This window comes from Klebsiella sp. B345, assembly GCF_051131735.1.
GTDB lineage: Bacteria > Pseudomonadota > Gammaproteobacteria > Enterobacterales > Enterobacteriaceae > Klebsiella.
On sequence record NZ_CP180443.1, the window covers coordinates 738,865 to 760,662 of the forward strand.

Genomic DNA, 21,798 nt, shown 5'->3' on the forward strand with positions numbered 1-21,798 from the left:
GCGTGCGTTCTGCAAGAAAAGTGACGTTTGCCTCTTGCCACAACCCCTCCCGATCGCTAATATGCGTCCCCGTTGTCACCACAACATTGCGTTCATAGCTCAGTTGGTTAGAGCACCACCTTGACATGGTGGGGGTCGTTGGTTCGAGTCCAATTGAACGCACCATAATGCGTTTATAGCTCAGTTGGTTAGAGCACCACCTTGACATGGTGGGGGTCGTTGGTTCGAGTCCAATTAAACGCACCATAATGCGTCCGTAGCTCAGTTGGTTAGAGCACCACCTTGACATGGTGGGGGTCGGTGGTTCGAGTCCACTCGGACGCACCATTCTTTCTTGCCCAGACTTTGGTTTGCCAGCAAGTGAATCGTGTGTTTTCGCATTCTCCTTTTTTCTTTCTTCGTTAGCCTCTCACGATTTTCCGTGTTTCACCCTTTGTGATTCACCGTATTCAGCCACTCATCATCACACCAACGTTGCGTTTTGTTTCCGCGATCGCGTTGTCCGTTTGCCGGTTCGCATTCCCCCAATCGCCAGGCTATACCTTAGGCATCTTGATCCCTACAGGAGCGATAGCGATGAGCAAAAAGATTCTGATGTTGGTTGGCGATTATGCCGAAGATTACGAAACCATGGTGCCGTTTCAGGCATTACAAATGATTGGCCACCAGGTAGATGCGGTCTGCCCTGACAAGGTCAAAGGCGATTACGTTATCACCGCCATTCACGACTTCGACGGCGCCCAGACCTACAGCGAAAAGCCGGGCCACCGTTTTACCCTCAATGCCGATTTCAGCGCCGCCAAAGAGCAGGATTATGATGCTCTGCTGATCCCAGGCGGCAGAGCGCCGGAATATCTGCGCCTCAATGACGAGGTCATCAAACTGGTGCAGGCCTTTGACCGGGCGCGCAAACCTATCGCCGCCGTTTGTCATGGTCCGCAGCTGCTGGCAGCCGCCGGCATTCTGAAAGACCGCACCTGTAGTGCCTACCCGGCCTGTGCACCGGAAGTCCGGCTCAGCGGTGGACATTATGCCGATATCGCCATCGATCAGGCCTACGTCGACGATAATCTGGTCACCGCTCCCGCCTGGCCCGCGCACCCGCAATGGCTGGCAAAATTTGCCGAAATACTGCAGCGCTAACCGCTGCGCGGGATACGGTCAATAATAATCTCGGGCCGTCCGACAACGGTCGGCCTGCTTTGTACTGCCGTGTCCGGCAATGTCAGGTTGAGAGGTGTGAAGTACTGATGGAGGTCTGGCTGAAGGGAACAGATACACGTACAGGGCTTCCCTGCCCCGGTAAGACGCGTTATTCGAAGTAGACTTCTGGATTCTCTGACAACGACACAAAATTCTTCGTGTTCTTATCCAGCGCGCTGATATCGCCGCTTTCGATATCGTAGACCCAGCCATGCAGGCGCAGACCTTTATCACGCAGGCCAACCGCAACAGATGGGTGCGTTTTGATATTGTTCAGCTGAGCGATCACGTTTTCCCGCACCATCGCATTCACTTTATCGATTTCGCTGTTCCAGGTTCCCTTTTCCACTACCGCTTTTGCGGCATCGGCGTAGCGCAACCAGTGGGACACCGCCGGCATTGGCTCCAGGCACTGACAGGTCGCCACCGCGGTCATGGCGCCACAGTTAGAGTGGCCGCAAATCACAATATCGGTCACGCCCAGCGCGACAACCGCATACTCAATAGTGGCTGACACGCCACCCGGCTCCGGCCCGAAAGAGGGAACGATGTTACCTGCGTTGCGAATAACAAAGAGCTGTCCTGGCTCCTGCTGGGTAACCAGCTCCGGGACAAGGCGGCTGTCGGAACAGGAGATAAACAGCGCTTTGGGATTCTGGCTGGAGGCCAGGCTACGGAAGAGCTCTTTACGTTGCGGAAAGATCTCTTTCTGGAAGTTGAGGAAGCCCTCAATGATATGTTGCATAGCAGTGTCTCTTTTCTCGGTATGAATTATGGTATGACAAAGATCACAGTTCTTCAGTGTATCACCGACGGACAGAATAGGAATCGTTATTCAAATGGAATCTTTTGTAACAATACCGAGCGAGCGAGAGCCGATCGTCAGACCGTATAGATCCGGATATCGTGCTCACGGAAAGTATCGCGGTACTGTCGGCTGACGTTCTCCTCCACCACCAGCACATCGATCCCGCTGCTATCCGTCACCACAAACCGGGCAACCGCAGGGATTTTATCGGAGGTCAGGCCGACGATTATTTCGCTGCACTGTTGAATCACCGCTTTCTTAAACTCACAATCGGCGTAGTCAAATCCGGTCAGACCCGACTCCGGTGCCATCGCACAGCCGCCGATAAATCCTTGATCAAACAGGATACCCTGTAACTGAGCCACCGCCGAGGCGCCCACACAACCACCCGATGCCCGTTGAACCTGCCCGCCCAACATCACTACGTCATAGCGCGGTTTTTTCAACAACACCGACGCGATTTCCGGCGAGTTAGTGACCACCGTGAGCGCCAGTTCTGCCGGCAACGCTTCGGCCATCGCCAGATTGGTGGTGCCGGTATCGATAAAAATGCAGCCACCGGGTTTCACCAGCCTTGCGCACTTCTGCGCGATCCTGAGTTTTGTTGCTGTGTTTTTGTCTTTGCGATCGCTGTAATCGCCGGCTTCAGGCAGGTTCATCACCGCGCCGCCGTAGACTTTTTTGCAAAAACCATCTTTGCTCAGTTCGTGCAGATCGCGGCGTATCGTGTGCTCTGAGACGTTTAAACGGGTCGCCAGTTCGGTACAAACAACCCGACCATTCTCCTGAAGGATCTGATAAATAAGCGCTTGTCGCTGCTGTGGAAAAGCTGCATAATCGAGCACGAAAACCTCTTAATTAATCTTAATCGAGCAATAAAGAGCATGATCAGGCATTCACCCTCACTCTGTCAACCCGCCTTCTCAGGAGAACTACCATGAAAGTCGCCCATATCGCATTATGGACCCGTCAGCTTGAGCAGCAGGCCCGCTTCTGGACCGATTTCTTCGACGGTCAGATTAACGAAAAATATTGCAGCCAGACCAATCTCGGCTTTGAATCCTACTTTGTAAAAATCGGTGAGGATATTGCCATTGAATTAATGAGCAAACCGGGGTTGCAGGTTGTCACGCCGGATAATAATCAGACGGGCTGGGTTCATCTGGCTATTTCAGTCAACGGCGCGCAGCAGGTTGATGCGCTGGCGAAGCGGGCAGAGTCGCAGGGAATTCTGGTTTCTCCGCCGCGTACGACCGGCGACGGTTTTTACGAAGCGGTCATCAAAGACCCGGACGGAAACCTGGTTGAAATCGTTGCCTAGCCAGCTTCGCAACGCCTACACACCAGCAGCGCGCAGTGCCGCCAGCCGGCGTCATTAAAAAATGGGGCCCTGCGTGCAGCATCCCTCCCCCCAGCAAAAATGTCACAACAGAGATATAAAGCCGACATCAGCGGGAGATACAGCGAAGGCAGAGAGAGCCCGTCGGCCCTCTTTGCGCGAGTAAAGTTGTGATGCCATGCCGATGAGGGTTACACCTGCCGGCACAAGTGAAGACGCGACCTCAGATCCCAATCGGTTGATAGCCTTGCCACTCGGGTTTCGCCGCCGAGCCTTCGGCATTAGGCTCCAGGTGCAAATACCAGTCACCGACCTTTTCCAGCAGCAGGCAATCATCGACGGCCTGCAGATTGTCTTTATGCTGCTGCCAGCTGCCACGCAGTAGCGTTTTCAGCGCTTTCTCCTTTGCTTCCCGCGCGTCATGTGCCACGAACAGACCGAATTCATGCAGTTCCGCTAGCGTATCCGGGCGATAGCCGCCGGCATTGACAAAGAACAGCGTTTCGCTGTTATTGGCGGGTGTTTTGGCTAAGGTCACATCGTACCCATCGGCCCATGCGATCCGGCTATAGCCGTCAACGTGGATTTTATCCGCATCGCCAAACCAGGCTTCGCGCAGCGCGGGCCACGCCTCTTCTGGTGTTCGCGCCACCACAAACTGAATGTCATGGACTTCAATATTCGATTTACCCGCATTGCCACCGACATAAAACATAAACAAATGCATTTCCAGTCCTCTGATTACCACACTCGCTATATATCAGACTACATAACGATACTTTCAGCAAGCTTGCCTGGCTCTGGGTGTCAGAAATGTAACAGCCGCAGGCAGGCGGCCAGCATATGACATGCTATATGACTGGTTAACGAGGATAGTTTTGGCGGGAAATGGCGGGTCAACAGCCCCCTGCTGACCCGCACATCGGTTACCGTTGATTAACTGGCGGACGAAGACCCGTTAATTTGCCGCAGGGTGGCCAGCATCTCGAGCTGCGCCAGCTCTTTCAAACCTTCGCGTTTGATAAACTGGCTGCGGTGCTTACTTTTCACCTCGGCGATATTTTTCCTGACCTCCTGCGCCGGTAATTTATACCAGCCGCGACGATGCTTTTCTCCCCCGACTTCCCGCCACAGTGTCGCGTAGCTGGTTTTTACTTTGTCACTTTTCACGTGGAAATCAGAATCGACCGCATACAGCGCATTAATATCACTATGCTGTAAAAAGCCATACAGCAAAGAGATAATTAAATTTTTAGGCCGGGTACCGTGCAATGCTTTTGTCAATAGTTTGATTTCCTCATTGGAAATATCCTTCCCGCCCTGGATACCACCAATATAAGCCCGACCATCGGCCGTACAGGAAAAACAGATGCTGTAGAGACGTTGCTCACCCTGCAGCATTAGCAGCATCAGTTCCCCCTCTTCCTGAAAAGGCGATGCGAGAAGATTTACCGTGATCCGCGCGCTGTCTTTTAGCGGGATCTCCGCCAGGGTCAGGCCAAATCCGCGGATGTTATACAGCTCCGTCAGCGCCGCTTTACTAAAGGTTTTCTCCAAAAAAATCAAAGAACCATGAGCAATATCCAGTTTACTCCTTTTGGACAAGTTTTTATTAAGATAGGCTTTGAACGGCTTATCCTGAAAACGCACCAGCCCTTCAGTGGCCGAGGTTAAACGGGCGCAGGCATATTGTTCACACAACGCCTGGTACGCTTTATATTTTGCGCCTGACAGCGATATTTCTCTGCATTTACGTAATACCTTTTTATATTCGATTTTAATGTGACAGATTAATTTATTATTTTTTCGCCATTCATTGATAGCGAGTATTGTTGTTTGAGTCATTATTGAAGAACCATAGATCAACCATAATCGCGGCCATAATATCATAATCCGCTTAAGTCAACGGTGAATCACTAACTCGTTGTCGTTTCATTTAATATATATACCCGTCATACTTCAAGTTGCATGGGCGTTGGCTTTCCTCGTTCACCCCAGTCACTTACTTCAGTAAGCTCCTGGGGATTCTCTGCGTCGCCGCCTGCCTACAACTCGAATTATTTTGGGTATAGTGAAGCAATCTTTTCTGCGCTTTATAATTAACACCGGTATCCCGTCAATACTTATTAGTGAGGATCTCAGCGCGCCAGCGGTCGGTCATTCAGGTCATTATCGCTACGTGCGGTAACCGCTGGTGCAGGGTTCATCCCCTACGGGTTTTGCTCTATAATCTGTCGACAGTCAAAACTGAAGCAAAGTAGGTAACTCATGGAAATTGATCTCGACAACCTGGTGTTCAGCGGTCTGGAAGAAGCGGAAGAGCGTAATGCCGAACGCCTTGAAGACGCCGACAAAAAAGCCCAGGCGATTGTTGCCGATGATGATTGCGGCGACGCCTGCAAAATCTGATTTCTGAACCGGCGGTCAGCGCCGGTTTTTTTTGACCTCAGCCAAATCAGCCCGGCGAAAACGCCCCCTTCAGCGTCTCCAACAGCGCCTGCGCCGCTTTTGACAGATGCCTGTGCCCGGCATGAATCACTCCAACGCACTTCTCAATCGGCGGATTGTCGAGCGGCAGACACACCGCACCCAGCGCCTGCATCTGTGACTGACATAATGCCGGAACGGCACTGCCACCGAGGCCGCTGGCCACCATTCTGCCCACCGTCACCAGTTGGTGACTTTCCAGCGCTACATCCAGCTTACGGCCGCTACGCGCCAGCTCCTCTTCCAGCATCAGGCGAACCGCCGAAGGCCGCTGAAGGGTAATAAAATCGAGGCTCAACAGCTCGGGCCAGGTGAGACGATGCTTGCTGGCGAGCGGTGATGTTTTCGGCACAATAGCGATAAACCGGTCAACCCCGAGCGGCGTAAACAGTAAATTGTTGCTCGGCGCCGGTTCGAAGGCGATGCCCATCTCCACCCGCCCCTCGCGGACCATCTCAATCACCTGTTCGTTAATCACGTCATGCACCGTCACATTGATGCCGGCGTAGCGGTCGCGAAAAGTTTTCAACACTTCGGGCAGCACGTTTGCCGCAAAGGAGGGCATTGCCGCCACCGAGATTTTGCCGCGCTGCAGCGTGAAACGCTGGCGCATTGCCTCTTCGGCATTGTCCCAGTCAGCCAGCAGCTGACGGGCCATCGGTAAGAAGATCTCCCCCTCCTGGGTTAACGTCACTTTACGGGTGCTGCGCTGCAGTAACGCACCGCCGAGCACCTCCTCCAGCCCCTTGATGGTCAGACTCAACGCCGGTTGTGAAAGATTGAGTCGTTCGCTGGCATGGGCAAAATTCAGAGTGTGAGCTACCGCTAAAAACGCGCGTAACTGTTTGACACTCATTCTCATTTTTCATCCTGTTAACTAATTGAAAAATTTAGTTAACAATAAATTAATAAGAAAACCAAATGAGTGGGTCACAAATTCAAAATTATCAAATCAGTCTTCGCCCCCAATGATAACCCCCATCGCAAGCCAGCAGAGGTGAATCATGGCAGGACTGGATAAGCGCGTCGCCAGCTACGCAGCGGCGCTGGAAGGGCTAACGGATGGAATGACGGTACTAGCCGGCGGTTTTGGCCTGTGCGGTATCCCGGAAAATTTGATTAGCGAAGTGAAGCGTCGAAACGTGCAGGGGCTGACGGTGGTATCCAACAACTGCGGCGTCGACGGTTTTGGCCTCGGCATCCTGCTGGAGAGCCGCCAGGTACGCAAAGTTGTCGCCTCCTACGTTGGCGAAAACGCCCTGTTTGAGCAACTGGCGCTCAGCGGCGAACTGCAGGTGGAGCTTACGCCACAAGGTACGCTGGCAGAGAAAATCCGCGCCGGCGGCGCGGGGATCCCCGGGTTTTATACCGCCACCGGCTACGGTACGCCGGTCGCTGAAGGCAAAGAAGTCCGTGAGTTTGCCGGCAAACACTACATCCTTGAAGAGGCGATTACCGGGGATTTCGCTCTGGTCAAAGGCTGGAAAGCCGACTGGTACGGCAACGTTATCTATCGCCATACGGCACAAAACTTTAACCCACTGATGGCCGCCGCCGGTCGGATTACGGTGGTCGAGGTTGAAGAGATCGTTCCTCCTGGTGAACTCCCACCTTCCGCGATACACACCCCCGGCATCTATGTCGACCGGCTGATTGTCGGCCAGTTCGAAAAGCGTATTGAGCAGCGCACGCTGTGCACAGGGAGCCACTAATCATGCTGACTCGTGAACAAATGGCCATGCGCGTCGCCAGAGAGCTACACGATGGCGACTACGTCAACCTCGGCATCGGCATCCCGACGCTGGTGGCCAACTATATTCCAGCGGGCATTGACGTGATGCTGCAATCCGAAAACGGTCTGCTCGGCATGGGCGGTTTTCCGGATGAAGCGCAGCTCGACGCGGACATGATCAACGCTGGGAAACAGACGGTGACCGCCCGAACCGGCGCGGCAATTTTCGATTCTGCGCAGTCCTTCGCCATGATCCGTGGCGGACATGTTGACCTGACCGTCCTCGGCGCCTTCGAAGTCGACGTGGCGGGCAATATCGCCTCATGGATGATCCCCGGGAAAATGGTGAAAGGTATGGGCGGTGCGATGGATCTGGTGGCCGGCGCACAGAACATCATCGTGGTGATGACCCACGCCTCGAAAAATGGCGAATCGAAACTGCTGGCGCAGTGCACCCTGCCGCTGACCGGCGTCGGCTGCATCCGACGGGTGCTGACCGACCTCGCCCTGCTGGAGATACGCGACGGCGCTTTCGTGCTGCGCGAATACGCCCCTGGCGTTTCTCTCGATGAGATTGTCAGCAAAACTGCCGGACGGTTGGTCGTGCCGGACGACGTCTGCGAAATGCGTTTTAACTGAGGAAGCACAATGAATGAAGTCGTAATTGTTGGCGCCGTCCGCACGCCCATAGGCAGTTTTCGCGGTGTCTTCTCAACCCTTTCCGCCGTTGAACTAGGCGCCGAGGTAGTCCGTAGCCTGCTGGCCCGCTGCGCATTACCGGCCGGAGAAGTCGATGAACTGATTTTCGGCCAGGTCCTGACCGCTGGCTGCGGGCAAAACCCGGCGCGTCAAACGGCATTACGCGCCGGTCTGCCGGTCAGTTGTCCGGCGGTCACGGTCAATCTGGTATGCGGCTCCGGCCTGAAGGCCGTGCAGCAGGCGGCGCAGGCGATCCGCAGCGGCGACGCGCAGGTGGTGATCGCCGGTGGTCAGGAGAGCATGAGCAACGCCCCGTACCTGATCGATGGCGCCCGTGCCGGGCTACGGGTGGGTCATAGCAGCATGCAGGACAGCATGATTCAGGATGGCCTGTGGGATGCCTTCAACGACTACCACATGGGGATGACGGCGGAGAATCTGGCCGACCGCTATTCCATCGACCGCCAGCAGCAGGATGCCTTTGCCGTACATTCCCAGCAGAAAGCGGCAGCGGCAACGGAAGCGGGCCGCTTTGATGACGAGATCGTTCCCGTGACCGTCAAGCAAGGCAAACAGCCGCCGCAGACCATTACCCGCGATGAGCAGCCACGCCCGGACACCACGCAGGCACAACTGGCCCAGCTCCGCCCGGCATTCCGCCAGAACACCGGCTCCGTCACCGCCGGTAACGCATCGTCATTAAACGATGGTGCGGCGGCGGTGCTCCTGATGAGCGCCGATAAGGCCCGCGAGCTCGGGCTGCCGGTGCTGGGCCGTATCGTCAGCACCGCCGTGGCCGGAGTCGACCCGGCGGTGATGGGCATCGGACCGGTCAGCGCCTGCGAGATGGCGCTGGCACGAGCCGGCTGGCAACTGGATGAGGTGGAGTTGATTGAGGCCAATGAAGCCTTTGCCGTTCAGGCGCTGGCGGTGGGCCAGTCCCTCGGCTGGGAAAGCAGCAAGGTCAATGTCAACGGCGGCGCCATTGCGCTGGGCCATCCTATCGGCGCCTCCGGCTGCCGGATCCTTGTCACCCTGCTGCATGAAATGCAGCGTCGGCGTGCCAGTAAAGGGCTTGCCACACTGTGCGTCGGCGGCGGTCAGGGTATCGCCATGACGATTGCACGCTAACAGGAGTCACTATGTATAAACCAACGCTGGCGGTACTGGGTGCAGGTCTCATGGGGATCGGCATCGCCTGCCACTTTGCTCGCCACGGCCATCGGGTACGGCTTTACGACACCGACCCGGCTCGTCTTGCCGAAGTCCCCGCCGTTGCCGCAGCTATTCTGCACGAGCTACACGACAGCGGACAGTTCGACATCGCCGCGCAACCCGCCGTGCTGGCGTGCCTGGTCGGTACCAGCCAGCTCAGCGAGCTGGCGGAGTGCACGCTGTTGATCGAGGCGATCCCCGAACGTCTGCCGCTCAAGCATGCCTTGTACGCGCAGCTGGAATCGCTTATCGCCGCAGATGCCATCATCGCCAGCAACACCAGCGGCCTGCCACCTGACCGTCTCGCCGAGGGCATGACGCATCCGGAGCGGCTGCTGATCGCCCACTTCTGGCATCCGCCGCACTTTATTCCGCTTGTGGAAGTGGTGCCAGGGAGCGCTACCCGGACGGAGCTGCCGACCCTGATCAGCGACTTTTTCACCAGCACTGGCCTGGAAGCCGTAGTACTGAACCGTGCGGCCCCAGGATTTGTCGGCAACCGTCTGCAGTTCGCCCTGCTGCGTGAAGCGCTGCATATCGTTCACAGCGGCATTGCCTCGCCGGAGGTGGTTGACCGGGTTATGCGGGCCTCTCTCGGCCGCCGTTACGCGATGGTCGGGCCGTTGGAAGCAGCGGACATGACCGGTCTGGCGACGGTTCAGGATATTTGTCAGCACCTGTTGCCGGAGCTGGCGAGCGGGACGCAGATGATGGATCTGGTGGCGGAAAAGGTCGCCCGGGGCGATACCGGCGCCCGCAGCGGGCAAGGTTTTTACCATTGGGATAACGCCCGGACGGCCCGTATTCAGTCGCGCCGGGAACACCTGCTGCGCTATGCCCTGAAACCGTAACTTCGCGAACTGTACCCAACAATAACAATGAGAGTGAGGTGTCGTGATGAGTGTTTTAATTGCCCTGGCCGCGCTGGCATTACTGATGCTGGCAGCCTATCGCGGATACAGCGTTATCCTGTTTGCCCCTATCGCCGCCCTCGGCGCCGTACTGCTCACTGACCCAGGCGCGGTTGGGCCGACCTTTACCGGCCTGTTTATGGAAAAAATGGTTGGCTTCGTCAAACTCTACTTCCCGGTATTCCTGCTGGGAGCGGTGTTCGGCAAGCTGATCGAGCTGTCGGGATTCTCGCGATCCATCGTTGCCGCAGCGATTCAGATCCTCGGACGCCGTCACGCCATTCCGGTGATCGTGCTGGTGTGCGCCCTGCTGACCTACGGCGGCGTTTCGCTGTTTGTGGTGGCCTTTGCGGTGTATCCGTTTGCCGCCGAACTGTTCCGCCAGAGCGGTATTCCCAAACGGCTGATTCCGGCCACCGTGGCGCTGGGCGCCTTCTCCTTCACCATGGATGCCCTGCCCGGTACACCGCAGATCCAGAACATTATCCCCACCAGTTTCTTTGGTACCAACGCCTGGGCCGCCCCCTGGCTCGGGCTTATCGGTTCGCTGTTTATCATCACCTTTGGCCTGCTGTGGCTGGAGCGTCAGCGTCGCAAAGCGCAGGCTAAGGGCGAAGGTTACGGCACGGATCTGCAAAATGAGCCAGATACGCCGGATAACATCAACCTGCCACATCCGCTAATTGCCATTGCCCCTCTGCTGCTGGTGGGGGTGCTGAACCTGCTGTTTACCCGCTGGATCCCACAATGGTACGGCACCAGCCACGAACTGGTCCTCCCGGGACTGGCGAAGCCTATCGTGACGGAAGTAGGTAAAATCACGGCGATCTGGGCCGTGGAAGCGGCGCTGATTTCAGGCATCCTGATGGTACTGGTGTTCGGTTTTCGTAATATACGCGGTCGTCTGGCGGAAGGCAGCCGTACCGCCGTCAGCGGGGCGATCCTCGCGGCGATGAACACCGCATCAGAATATGGTTTTGGCGCAGTTATCGCCGCCCTGCCGGGTTTCCTGGTGTTATCCAAAGCCCTCACCGCCATTCCCAACCCGCTGCTCAATGAGGCGATCAGCGTAACGGTGCTGGCGGGGATCACCGGTTCCGCCTCCGGTGGGATGAGCATCGCGCTGGCGGCGATGTCAGAGACCTTTATCGCCGCGGCCCACGCCGCTAATATTCCGCTGGAAGTACTGCACCGCGTAGCCTCGATGGCCAGCGGCGGGATGGACACGCTGCCGCATAACGGCGCGGTGATCACCCTGCTGGCGATCACCGGCCTCAGCCATCGTCAGGCCTACGGCGGTATTTTTGCTATCACCCTGATTAAAAGTATGGCGGTACTGTTTGTTATCGCCGTCTTCTATTTAACCGGTATTGTCTGACGGGCACGGTTTAACCGAATCACTAAGGAAAATATGATGAATCTGAACGGAAAGGTAGCGTTAGTCACCGGCTCAACCAGCGGCATCGGCTTAGGGATTGCCACCGTGCTGGCGAAAGCCGGCGCGCAGCTGATCCTCAACGGCTTTGGCGACAGTGCTGCCGCGCGAGCGGCGGTGGCGCTGGTCGGCAAAGCGCCGGGCTACCACGATGCCGACCTACGTGATGTACAGCAGATTGAAGCCATGATGGCCTACGCCAATACGGAGTTTGGCGGCGTCGATATTGTGGTCAATAACGCCGGGATCCAGCACGTCTCGCCGGTGGAGAGTTTCGCCGTCGAGAAGTGGAACGATATTATCGCGATAAATCTCTCCAGCGTCTTCCACACCAGCCGCCTGGCCCTGCCCGGCATGCGGGCGCGTAACTGGGGGCGCATTATTAATATTGCCTCGGTGCACGGGCTGGTGGCCTCGAAGGAGAAGTCGGCCTACGTCGCCGCCAAGCACGGCGTTGTGGGACTGACCAAAACCCTGGCGCTGGAAACCGCCAGAACCGGCGTGACCTGTAATGCAATTTGCCCCGGTTGGGTGTTAACCCCGCTGGTGCAGCAGCAGATAGACAAGCGCATCAATGACGGTTCGGAACCACAGCAGGCCCGTGAACAGCTGCTGGCGGAAAAACAACCGTCCGGCGAGTTTGTCACCCCGGAACAGTTGGGAGAACTGGCACTGTTTCTCTGCAGCGACGGCGCCGCTCAGGTACGCGGTGCGGCGTGGAACATGGACGGGGGCTGGGTCGCGCAATAACTAAACGAGGTCGCTCAGGAGGGGTCGGTCTGGCGCCTTCTGAGTGATACCCCTGAGGCGATCCTCACAGACCCCGCGATGGCTTATTTTTGCCGGTACGCAATCATTCCGAGCTATTTAATTGATAATGCTGTATGGTTTCAGGCCATTAAATCAGGAAGGAAATCATATGTCAGATCGAAAAGATAACAAAACCCGCCGTAATTACCTTGTAAAATGCACCTGTCCACATTGCTCACAGGATTCCGAACACAGCTTCAGCCGCGTACAAAAAGGCTCTCAGCTCATCTGTCCTTACTGCCACAAACTCTTCCAGTCAACAGCGAAAACCGCTGCGTAATCGCCAGATACCAGACGCTGATTGTTCCACGAAATCCAATTTTGATTAGAGTTATCTGATCACCTTGAATACCTGGTGCAATCGGTTGTTACTTTTGTTGGCAAATACTAGCCTGTGTCGCTGAAAAAATAAAACAGATGGCTTTATCGTTTTCTTAATGTATAATATGCCGGTATTTATTTTCACAAGGATTTTATTTGTTCCAAAAAATGACAGGCATTGTCAAAGCGTTTGATAATAAAACCGGCAAAGGCCTTATAATTCCCTCCGATGGTCGTAAAGACGTTCAGGTCCATATTTCAGCATTATCCCCAGGCGAATCAGAAATAATTACTCCAGGTATTCGCGTTGAATTTCGTCGAGTGAACGGCTTGCGCGGCCCAACGGCAGCCAACGTCTATCTTTCATAATCTGCCCCCTGCATTCCCCTCGCTCACTGCGGTTAACGCCCGGGCGACAGCATCAACGATTGCCGCCGCCCGAGAAACCGCGATAGCCTTACGATTTTGGGAAAATCCACAGATCATGGGCCGGGAAAGACAGGTGGCAATGGTGCGCATCGCGAAGCACGTTTCCGTAGGCACGAATCGCCAGGTCGTCCCCGTGGGTGCGGAACAGATATTCCCAGCGGTCACCCAGATACATGCTGGTCAAGAGCGGCAGTTCCAGCATATTGTCCTGCGGCGTGGAGCCCAGCTGCAGACGCTCCACGCGGATCACGGCCGTCGCCTCCTGTCCGACGCTGACCCGATCGCCCGCCATCCCCCATAACGCCCAGCTCGCACCCTCGATCCGCGCTCGCCCATCAACCACCGCGGTAATCTTGCCGTGCAGGCGGTTGTTGCTGCCCATAAACTCGGCGGCGAACAGCGTGGCCGGCGTGCTGTACATCTCCTGCGGCGTCCCCTGTTGTTCAATCACGCCATTATTGAGCAGCAGGATCCGGTCAGAAATCGCCATCGCTTCATTCTGATCGTGGGTGACCATCAGCGCCGATAACCCCAACGTGATAATCAGCTCGCGCAAAAACACCCGCGCCTCTTCGCGCAATTTGGCATCAAGGTTTGACAGCGGTTCATCAAGCAGTATCACCGGTGGGTTGTAGACCAGCGCCCGGCCAATGGCGACACGCTGCTGCTGGCCACCTGATAGCTGATGAGGATGTCGGGCGCCAAGGTGCCCCAGCCCTAACTGATCGAGCACCGCCTGTACCCGCTGCTTGATTTCACCAGAAGCCACCTTACGCAACCGCAACGGGTAGGCGACATTTTCAAACACCGTCTTGTGCGGCCACAAGGCGTAGGACTGAAACACTAGCCCAAGATTGCGCTCCTCTGCCGGGATTTCGCTGCGCGGATTCCCGTCATAGACCTGATGTTTGCCGATGGTAATGCGCCCGCCGGTGGGTTTCTCCAGCCCGGCGACGGCGCGCAGCAAGGTGGTTTTCCCACTGCCGGATGGCCCCAGCAGCGACACCACTTCTCCGCGTTTCAGCTCCATCGACACCCCTTTCAACACCGGGTTATCGCCATAGGTCAGATGCAGGTTTTCTACCGATAATTCAATCATGTAATTTCACTCCAAAACGCAGGGCGATCCCCAGTCCAACCACCACCAGCAGAATATTGATAAATGAGAGGGCAGCGACAATATCGATAGCCCCGGCCGCCCAGAGCGACACCAGCATCGAACCGATAGTCTCCGTGCCCGGAGAAAGCAGATAGACGCCGGTGGAATACTCGCGCTCAAAAATCAGGAACATCAGCAACCAGGAGCCAATCAAGCCGTAGCGTGACAGCGGCACCGTGACGTGGCGGGTTACCTGGCCACGCGACGCGCCGGTACTGCGGGCGGCCTCTTCAAGCTCCGGTGCGACCTGTAACAGGGTGGAAGAGATCAGGCGCAGGCCATAGGCCATCCACACCACGGTGTAGGCCAGCCAGACGCTGAAAATGGTATTACGCAAAGCCCGAAGCTGGACAATCAGATGTTCGCGTAGCCAGTCGGCCACCGGCAGCGCCGACAGCCAGCCATTCTTAAGCGACTGATCCAGCCACATCGGCAGGAACAAGAACACCCACAAAAACGCCAGCCCGGCCAGCAGACCCGGTACCGCCCGTGGTACCAACACGCTGTAGTCGAGAAAGCGCGTCACGTTGTCCGCTTTGCGGTGCATCGCAATACCGATAAACAGATAGCACACCACCGCCAGCGCGCCGCCAAAAACCCCGATCGCCATTGAGTTGACAATGGCCCGCAGCAGATTCGGCTGCTGCCAGATGTTATGGAAGGTGGTCAGCGAGAGCTGGTCCCAAATCGACACACCAACGCCCCAATTGGAAATAAACGCCCGCAGCGCCACTCCCAGCAGCGGCACGCCAATCGTCACCGTCAGCCAGAAAACCACCACCGCGCCGGCAACCCAACGCCATTTGCCCAACGGCAGCGCCCGCGCCTGCGAGGCTTTGCCTTTCATCGTCACGAAGCGATTGGCGGTGCGCATCAGGCGCCGCTGCAACATCACCAGCGGAATAGTGATGCAGATAAGTACCACCGCCACCGCCGCCATCAGGTGATAGGACGGCGTGCCGAGTTTATTGGTCAGCTTATAGAGGTAGGTAGCCAATACCATATTGCCTTCAGGATCGCCCAACACCAGCATCAGGCCGAACACTTCGAGGCCGAGGAAAAACAACAGCACGCAGGCATACAGAATCGACGGACGCACCATTGGCAGGCTGACCGAGGTCATGATCTGCAGCGGCGATGCCCCCACGGTGCGCGCCGCCTCCTCAACATCCGAGCCGACGCTCCGTAATGCGGAAGAAATATACAGATAAGCATGAGGGACGTGGGTCAGTCCGGCAATCACCACGATGCTGAACATCGAATAGATATTCCACGGCACGAAGCCCAGTAACTGCCCGGCCCATTGCGAGAGAAACCCCACCGGCCCTGCCGCCACCACATAACCAAAGGCCAGCACCATCGGCGAGACAAAAACAGGAACCAGGATCAGCGGTTCAATAAACCGCCGTCCGGGTAAGTCGGTACGCACCATCAAAAACGCGAGGATCCCCCCTAACGGAATCGCGATCGCCACCAGACCAAACGCCAGAATAAAACCGGACTTGAGCGCGAGATAAAAATCGGGATCGCTAAAAATAAACGCGAAGGCTTCCAGACTGATTTCTTTCGAGCGTGCAAAAAAAGGTGCCGACAGAAAACTTTGCACCACGATAAATAGCAGCGGGATATAAATAACTAATGCGGTGATAAGGACCACGATGCCGCGCGGCAGTCCCTGCATCTTTCTGCGTAATACATTCATAGACCATCCCTTTGAGCCGGTGCACTGTATAACCAGACGGGCAAAGCGCAGGCACGAAAAAGGCTGTATGGCAAATCATACAGCCTGACAGGACATTATTTTGCGGCAGCGCTACGCCATTGTTTGATAAATGCCAACCGGTTTTTCGGTTCCAGATATTCCAGCAATGATTCATCGACCGGAATCGGCTTCAGCGCATTGCCCAGCATCTTAGTCATCCCGTCGATATCATTATTTCCTTCAATATCATTGCGAATCGAAGGGATGTCGGCCTGATTCGCCAGAATGTTTTGTCCTTTTTCCGATAACACGTAATCAAACCACAATTTTGCCGCATTAGGATGCGCTGATTCCTGGGTAATGAATGAGACCCGCGATAGCACCAGCACATAATCTTTCGGATACGAAATCCCTAATGACGGGTCCGTTTTGGCGCGTGCTTCCGCATAAGAACCGAGAATGTTGTACCCCAGCAGGTTTTCACCCGAAGAAACCCTTTCCATCATCGTGCCGGTGGAGGACTGCACGGTCAGGCCACCCTTCGCCATCCCGGCCAGATCGCCGAAATAATTCGCGTCAGCTTTGCTGTCCTGCACCGCCAGCATAAATCCCAGCCCGGACTTTTCGATATCGTAAGTGGTCACTTTGCCTTTGAATTTATCGGCCTGAGCGGCGACCAGTTTCGCCAGCGCAGTATGTGAATCCGGGACTTCATTTTGTGGGATCAGCCGCTTGTTATAGATAAAGACCACTGGCTCGTAGGTGGTCCCGTAAGCTTTTTGCTGCCACACCGCCCATTTTGGTAACTTGCCCACTTCAGGAGAGGCATACTGCTCGGCATAGTCAGTTGCCAGTTTTAGCGCCGTATCCATCGATGAACTCCAGACCACATCACCGCTGCCGCCACCGGCCGCTTGTTCGCTGATGTAGCGGTTATAGAGCTCGGTACTGTTCATATCGTTATATTCAACTTTAATCCCAGGATACTGCGCTTCGAACCCTTTAATTAATGGCCCTGCGGCTTTGGTATCCGTGGTCGAATAGACCACAACTTTTCCCTCTTTTATCCCGGCGTCGACCACTTTTTGATAATCTGCCGGGTAACCCTGAGGTAATGCAGCCAGCACAGAACAGGAGAAGACTGCTGTCAGTGAAACCACTAAACCGCCAATTTTCCTATGCATAAATCCAACCTTTAATTATCATTTATTAAACACAAATTTAACATATAGTGGGTCATCCACCTGTTGCAACGAGCGGGTTTGTTTTTTTCCGGCTTTTGTGACGTTGGCGTAATTAAATGAACGGACAAGCACATTGGACGACGATTGGCGAACACTTGCTGGCGCTTGTCAAATATTAAGACAACCTTAAGCAATTAGGTTTTGTGCAGATGAAATGGCGGAATGGACAGTGCACTGAATAACAACGGATAGGAAAACTGCAATCAGAAAATAATGAACCACGGGATCCCCCGTAGACCAGAAATACTGTTGTAAACAAAATCTATAGCGGCGGTTAAATAGCATTATCGCGGTAAAACAGGGCCCGACGGCGTTTCGGACCCGTCATTCATGTCACGCCACAACGCGCGGCCAGACCTGCGGAAACAGCGGTGAGACCAGCGCCTCGCCATCCTGCAACGTCAGTTCCGGGAACGGCGGTGAGGTCACTCCGCCACGATCGACAAAGGTAGCGTCATCGCCGACCCAACGAGCGGAGAACACCCGGCGCGCGCGCTGGGTATGATTGCCGCTGGCACCGTGCACCGTGCGGTAATGGAAGGCCACCGCATCTCCCGGCTCCAGCGCCCAACTGACAATATCGTAGTCCTCCTGATGCGCATCGATATCCGGCAGCTCTTTGAACCGGCCGTGGCTATACAGCTTAGAACCGTTAAAGCGCGTCGGGCTGAATTCATCTCCCCAACGGTGGGAGCCGCGAATGCAGCGTAGCGAAATCTCCGCGGCTACCGGGTCGAGCGGGATCCAGAAGCTGACGTTCTGCTGCCCTTCCACACAGTAATAGGGCTGATCGTGATGCCACGGCGTAATGGTGCTGCCGCCTGGCTGCTTCACCAGCGTATGTTCATGGAAGAATTTGGCGGTTTTCGACTGCATGAGCGCGGCGGCAATTTCGGCCGCCGGCGACTGGCGGACAAAGTGTTCAAAGTCGGGGATCCGCGCCCAGTTACAATAATCCTGGAAAAACGGTGCCGAGCCATCTTTCGGCACCACCGTCCGCGCGTGGCCATATTCGCTGGGATTGGCCATCAGTTCCGCCACGCCACTGGCCAGGCTCTCAATCCACGGCGTAAATACGCCTTTCAGCAACACCACCCCGTCACGCTGATAGCTGTCGACGGTCTGCGGACTGATGTGCGGAGCACGCTGATTTTGCATAGCTAACCACCCTCTGTTGATAAATGATGCGAACACGAACCGGCCTGGCGCACCGGGTATTCCGCTGCCAGGGGTTGTTTTCAGGTTATTTAATCAACGGCTGCGGGTAAATTATTATAAAACGAGTCGCTAAATAGAAATTTGTGAGCCTGACCGATGTGACAATTGCTGGCCGCCCGACGGTAGCCGCAGAGACTTTATTTACAGACAGGCCGGCGTTAATTCGATACTGCGGCAATAATCCATAAACAATTGTGTAGGTCGGGTCGGTTCGTTATTCGCAAGGTGCGCCATAATTAATGTCGACGCTGGCATCTCATCTTCAATATCCAGCTGCACCAGCCGCTCTCCGTCATAGGTCATATCGCATAGCGGCCGGGTGACTAATACCGAAAAGCCTAATCCCTGGCCCACCATACAGCGCACCATTTCTATTGACGGCGAACTGTACGCCACTTCCGGATGATAGCCCTTCTCTTTAAAGATAGTGATGAAATAGTTTTTACTCGGCACCGCGTCCAGCAAAATCATCGGCTCATGGCTGAGCTCCTGCAGGGTGACGCTACTTTTCTGCGCCAGCGGATGGCTGGCCGGCAGCAGTGCATACGGTTTATGCGGCGCGTTGAGCATCTCCTTATTGACCGAATGTCCCAGCTCCAGATCGTAGACCAGCGCCAGGTCAAAACGCCCGCGATGCAGGCCATGCATTAACTCATGCTGCTCACCGTCATACAGCTGCAAGGTGATATCGGGATACATTTTTTTAAATCCGGCCACCAGTTTCGGCATATACAACGGCGCGACGGATTCAAAACAACCCACGGAAATGGTTCCGGAAACCAGCTCCTTATCGGCGCGGGAGTTCTGCTCGAACTCGTATGAAAGCCGCAGCAGCTCTTTCGCCTTCTCATAAAAGCGTCGCCCGCAGGAGGTTAAAGAGACCCCTTGCGCATGGTGGCGAATAAACAACTGCTGCTCAAAGGTGCTTTCAAGGTTTTTAATCGCAATTGAGATCGACGGCTGGGCAATATGCAGCTGCCGTGACGCTTCAGCGATGCTTTCGGTCTCTACAACGGTAACAAAATATTTAAGTTGTTTGAGCGTGAATCGCGTCATAGCCCCACCCTTTATGAAATATTGTCCCGCATGGGAATGGCATAGTTTCTTAATAAGCAAGTAGCAAGCATCATGCCACATCACGGTTCCGCGTTTAATCTCCCGCCTGCGCTGTTGGCTATTTCTACCCACAGCGGATAGAAATGCCGTCAGTTGCCACAAAATATATTCCATTGCACCAACTTGAATCACTGCGCACCAAATTAATCATTATTCTGCCCTGCAATCGGGCAAAAAACATTTTTCCCACCATTTGCGTTGACGGCTATTTGCAATTGTTTTTTTAATGTTTAGTTCTTGTTTCACACTCATTGCTTTAAATTTATTGATATTAATTTGCCTATATAGTTTTTTTAAACTTAAAGACCAAAAATTTACTAATTGCCTCACAGCAAAGACTGCCAGCATAGTGTTATTGCACGATAAAACCTGGCGATGCCCCATTTTTGATCAGCGGTATCCCACTTATCTCCATTAATTATGGCGAGTGAAATAGCCCATGACGTTTAACTGGAACTACATGTTCAGTCTGCTTAATGATGCAGATTTTTGGCAGGCCACCTGGACCGTCATTAAATTAAGTCTGCTGACCTGGGGTTGCAGTATTGTGCTGGGCTTTGTGCTCGCCCTGGGCAAGCAGTCGTCGCGCAAACTGTTTAATGTCCCCGCCCGGCTCTACATCTGGCTGTTTCGCAGCCTGCCGCTGCTGGTCCTGCTGATCTTCGTCTACAACCTGCCCCAGGCGGTGCCGTCAACGGCAATCGTGCTCAACGACCCGTTCTGGGCCGGCTTGTTGGCGATGGTGCTGAGTGAAGCCGCCTATGTCGCCGAGATCCACCGCGGCGGGCTGTTGTCGATACCCAAAGGCCAGGGCGAAGCCGCCCGGGCGCTGGGGTTACGCTATGCCGGTACCCAGTGGCGGGTGATTATTCCCCAGGCGCTGCGCGTCGCCCTGCCGGCGCTGGCGAACGAATACATTGCCGTCGTCAAGCTCAGCTCGCTGGTTTCGGTTATCTCCCTGACCGAAATTTTGATGGTCGGTCAGCGCCTCTATTCGCAAAACTTCCTGGTTATGGAAACCATGGCAGCCGTGGCGTTCTACTACGTACTGATCGTCACCGTCTTTGACTTCTTACTCAAACGCCTGGAAAGCTACCTCGACGTTACCCGCCGCAAGGTCACGCGCCCGGTCGACAGCGAGATGCAACAATTGGCCACCCAGACCCGTCCGGTGATGACCCGCAGCACCGTCGATAACGCCCATCCGGCGCTGCAGGCCTCAAAACTGCACAAAGCCTACAACAATGTTGAAGTCCTCGGCGCCGTCAGCCTGCAGGTCCAGCCTGGCGAAGTGGTCTCGGTGATCGGCCCTTCCGGTTCCGGGAAAACCACCCTGATCCGCCTGCTCAACGGCCTTGAGCAAATCGACAACGGCGAGATTCAGATTAACGGCCAGCCATTTATTCACCTCGAACGTCAGGGGGTGCAGAAGCCGCGCTTTATGGAAAATGCCCAGTATCGTCTCAACATCGGCATGGTGTTCCAGAGCTTTAATCTGTTCCCGCACCTGACGGTGCTCGGCAACCTGCTGCTGGCCCCGCGCTACCACCGACTGGCCTCCGAGGCAGAGCTCAAGCAGCACGCCTGCGAACTGCTGCATAAGGTCGGCATGCTGGATCACGCGTGGAAGTATCCGCACCAGCTCTCCGGCGGCCAGCAGCAGCGCGTAGCCATTGCCCGCGCCCTGATGATGCGCCCGCAAATCATGCTGTTCGATGAACCCACTTCGGCGCTGGATCCGGAAAAGGTCAATGAGGTGCTCCAGGTTATCGAATCGCTGGCTCATGAAGGTATCACCATGGTGATCGTGACCCATGAGATGAACTTCGCCTTCAAAGTCTCTGACCGGATTGTGTTTATGGAAAAAGGACGCGTGGTTTGCGATGACACGCCGCAGGCGATGCGCGACGGCAACCACCCGCGCGTGGATGCGTTCCTCAAAGATGTCTCCCTGGCTTAACTCTCCGTTG

Annotated in this window: 22 protein-coding genes and 3 tRNA genes; 15 read left to right on the forward strand and 10 right to left on the reverse strand. The window is 55.3% G+C overall.

Annotated features, from left to right (window positions below; all coding sequences use genetic code 11):
• Positions 1–88 precede the first annotated feature (88 nt).
• The 4 genes from ACMYSO_RS03470 to ACMYSO_RS03485 all read left to right on the forward strand — a co-directional run bounded on the left by ACMYSO_RS03470 (position 89) and on the right by ACMYSO_RS03485 (position 1,143).
• Positions 89–165, forward strand: a tRNA-Val gene (locus ACMYSO_RS03470).
• Positions 166–169: 4 nt separating this feature from the next.
• Positions 170–246 (forward strand) — tRNA-Val (locus ACMYSO_RS03475).
• Between the two features lie 4 nt (positions 247–250).
• A tRNA-Val gene (locus ACMYSO_RS03480) sits at positions 251–327 on the forward strand.
• 249 nt (positions 328–576) lie between these two features.
• A complete protein-coding gene (locus ACMYSO_RS03485) occupies positions 577–1,143 on the forward strand; it encodes a DJ-1/PfpI family protein (RefSeq protein ID WP_434669329.1) in 567 nt (188 codons plus the stop codon).
• A 169-nt stretch (positions 1,144–1,312) separates the two neighbouring features.
• Here ACMYSO_RS03485 and ACMYSO_RS03490 read toward each other — a convergent pair whose 3' ends face one another.
• On the reverse strand, positions 1,313–1,948 hold the full coding sequence (locus ACMYSO_RS03490) for a carbonic anhydrase (RefSeq protein WP_123754612.1): 636 nt from the start codon (positions 1,946–1,948) through the stop codon (positions 1,313–1,315).
• Positions 1,949–2,085: 137 nt separating this feature from the next.
• Positions 2,086–2,856 carry a DeoR/GlpR family DNA-binding transcription regulator gene (locus tag ACMYSO_RS03495; RefSeq protein WP_434669330.1) on the reverse strand — a complete coding sequence of 257 codons (771 nt, stop codon included), beginning with the start codon at positions 2,854–2,856 and terminating at the stop codon, positions 2,086–2,088.
• A gap of 92 nt (positions 2,857–2,948) precedes the next feature.
• Here ACMYSO_RS03495 and ACMYSO_RS03500 point away from each other — a divergent pair, with 92 nt between their 5' ends.
• Positions 2,949–3,332 carry a VOC family protein gene (locus ACMYSO_RS03500; RefSeq protein ID WP_434669331.1) on the forward strand — a complete coding sequence of 128 codons (384 nt, stop codon included), beginning with the start codon at positions 2,949–2,951 and terminating at the stop codon, positions 3,330–3,332.
• Positions 3,333–3,573: 241 nt separating this feature from the next.
• Here ACMYSO_RS03500 and ACMYSO_RS03505 read toward each other — a convergent pair whose 3' ends face one another.
• Together ACMYSO_RS03505 and ACMYSO_RS03510 are read right to left on the reverse strand one after the other, a co-directional pair.
• Positions 3,574–4,077: a DUF1543 domain-containing protein gene (locus tag ACMYSO_RS03505; RefSeq protein ID WP_434669333.1), complete on the reverse strand. Its 504-nt coding sequence runs from the start codon at positions 4,075–4,077 to the stop codon at positions 3,574–3,576.
• Positions 4,078–4,286: 209 nt separating this feature from the next.
• Positions 4,287–5,195: a DUF535 family protein gene (locus ACMYSO_RS03510; RefSeq protein ID WP_434669335.1), complete on the reverse strand. Its 909-nt coding sequence runs from the start codon at positions 5,193–5,195 to the stop codon at positions 4,287–4,289.
• Between the two features lie 423 nt (positions 5,196–5,618).
• Here ACMYSO_RS03510 and ACMYSO_RS03515 point away from each other — a divergent pair, with 423 nt between their 5' ends.
• Positions 5,619–5,759, forward strand: a complete 141-nt coding sequence (locus tag ACMYSO_RS03515) for a hypothetical protein (RefSeq protein WP_434584464.1) — start codon at positions 5,619–5,621, stop codon at positions 5,757–5,759.
• 46 nt (positions 5,760–5,805) lie between these two features.
• Here ACMYSO_RS03515 and ACMYSO_RS03520 read toward each other — a convergent pair whose 3' ends face one another.
• Positions 5,806–6,699 (reverse strand): LysR substrate-binding domain-containing protein, encoded by an 894-nt coding sequence (locus ACMYSO_RS03520; protein WP_434669336.1) that lies wholly within the window; start codon positions 6,697–6,699, stop codon positions 5,806–5,808.
• A gap of 142 nt (positions 6,700–6,841) precedes the next feature.
• Here ACMYSO_RS03520 and ACMYSO_RS03525 point away from each other — a divergent pair, with 142 nt between their 5' ends.
• The 8 genes from ACMYSO_RS03525 (at position 6,842) to cspF (ending at position 13,329) form a co-directional block, all read left to right on the forward strand.
• Positions 6,842–7,549, forward strand: coding sequence for a CoA transferase subunit A (locus tag ACMYSO_RS03525; protein ID WP_434669338.1), 708 nt, complete (start codon positions 6,842–6,844; stop codon positions 7,547–7,549).
• Positions 7,550–7,551: 2 nt separating this feature from the next.
• A complete protein-coding gene (locus tag ACMYSO_RS03530; protein ID WP_434669339.1) occupies positions 7,552–8,208 on the forward strand; it encodes a CoA transferase subunit B in 657 nt (218 codons plus the stop codon).
• A 9-nt stretch (positions 8,209–8,217) separates the two neighbouring features.
• Positions 8,218–9,399 carry an acetyl-CoA C-acetyltransferase gene (locus ACMYSO_RS03535; protein WP_434669341.1) on the forward strand — a complete coding sequence of 394 codons (1,182 nt, stop codon included), beginning with the start codon at positions 8,218–8,220 and terminating at the stop codon, positions 9,397–9,399.
• A gap of 11 nt (positions 9,400–9,410) precedes the next feature.
• Positions 9,411–10,334 (forward strand): 3-hydroxyacyl-CoA dehydrogenase family protein, encoded by a 924-nt coding sequence (locus ACMYSO_RS03540; RefSeq protein WP_434669343.1) that lies wholly within the window; start codon positions 9,411–9,413, stop codon positions 10,332–10,334.
• 43 nt (positions 10,335–10,377) lie between these two features.
• On the forward strand, positions 10,378–11,772 hold the full coding sequence (locus tag ACMYSO_RS03545) for a GntP family permease (RefSeq protein ID WP_434584458.1): 1,395 nt from the start codon (positions 10,378–10,380) through the stop codon (positions 11,770–11,772).
• A gap of 36 nt (positions 11,773–11,808) precedes the next feature.
• Complete coding sequence (locus tag ACMYSO_RS03550) at positions 11,809–12,579, forward strand: 3-hydroxybutyrate dehydrogenase (RefSeq protein WP_434670730.1); 771 nt, start codon at positions 11,809–11,811, stop codon at positions 12,577–12,579.
• A 169-nt stretch (positions 12,580–12,748) separates the two neighbouring features.
• A complete protein-coding gene (locus ACMYSO_RS03555; RefSeq protein WP_434669344.1) occupies positions 12,749–12,919 on the forward strand; it encodes a YnfU family zinc-binding protein in 171 nt (56 codons plus the stop codon).
• Positions 12,920–13,116: 197 nt separating this feature from the next.
• Positions 13,117–13,329 (forward strand): cold shock-like protein CspF, encoded by a 213-nt coding sequence (gene cspF, locus ACMYSO_RS03560; protein WP_123754639.1) that lies wholly within the window; start codon positions 13,117–13,119, stop codon positions 13,327–13,329.
• Between the two features lie 88 nt (positions 13,330–13,417).
• Here the strand turns inward: cspF and ACMYSO_RS03565 are convergent, their stop codons facing one another.
• From ACMYSO_RS03565 to ACMYSO_RS03585, 5 genes are all read right to left on the reverse strand, one after another.
• Positions 13,418–14,488: an ABC transporter ATP-binding protein gene (locus ACMYSO_RS03565; RefSeq protein WP_434584456.1), complete on the reverse strand. Its 1,071-nt coding sequence runs from the start codon at positions 14,486–14,488 to the stop codon at positions 13,418–13,420.
• Positions 14,481–16,250: an ABC transporter permease gene (locus ACMYSO_RS03570; RefSeq protein ID WP_434584455.1), complete on the reverse strand. Its 1,770-nt coding sequence runs from the start codon at positions 16,248–16,250 to the stop codon at positions 14,481–14,483. Before ACMYSO_RS03570 ends, ACMYSO_RS03565 begins: the two co-directional genes overlap by 8 nt.
• A gap of 95 nt (positions 16,251–16,345) precedes the next feature.
• Positions 16,346–17,434 carry an ABC transporter substrate-binding protein gene (locus tag ACMYSO_RS03575; RefSeq protein ID WP_434669346.1) on the reverse strand — a complete coding sequence of 363 codons (1,089 nt, stop codon included), beginning with the start codon at positions 17,432–17,434 and terminating at the stop codon, positions 16,346–16,348.
• A 393-nt stretch (positions 17,435–17,827) separates the two neighbouring features.
• Positions 17,828–18,652, reverse strand: a complete 825-nt coding sequence (locus ACMYSO_RS03580; RefSeq protein ID WP_434669347.1) for a phytanoyl-CoA dioxygenase family protein — start codon at positions 18,650–18,652, stop codon at positions 17,828–17,830.
• A gap of 201 nt (positions 18,653–18,853) precedes the next feature.
• Complete coding sequence (locus tag ACMYSO_RS03585; protein WP_434669349.1) at positions 18,854–19,768, reverse strand: LysR substrate-binding domain-containing protein; 915 nt, start codon at positions 19,766–19,768, stop codon at positions 18,854–18,856.
• Positions 19,769–20,267: 499 nt separating this feature from the next.
• Between ACMYSO_RS03585 and ACMYSO_RS03590 the strand changes: the two genes are divergently transcribed.
• Positions 20,268–21,788, forward strand: a complete 1,521-nt coding sequence (locus ACMYSO_RS03590) for an amino acid ABC transporter permease/ATP-binding protein (protein WP_434669351.1) — start codon at positions 20,268–20,270, stop codon at positions 21,786–21,788.
• The last annotated feature ends 10 nt before the right edge of the window (positions 21,789–21,798 follow it).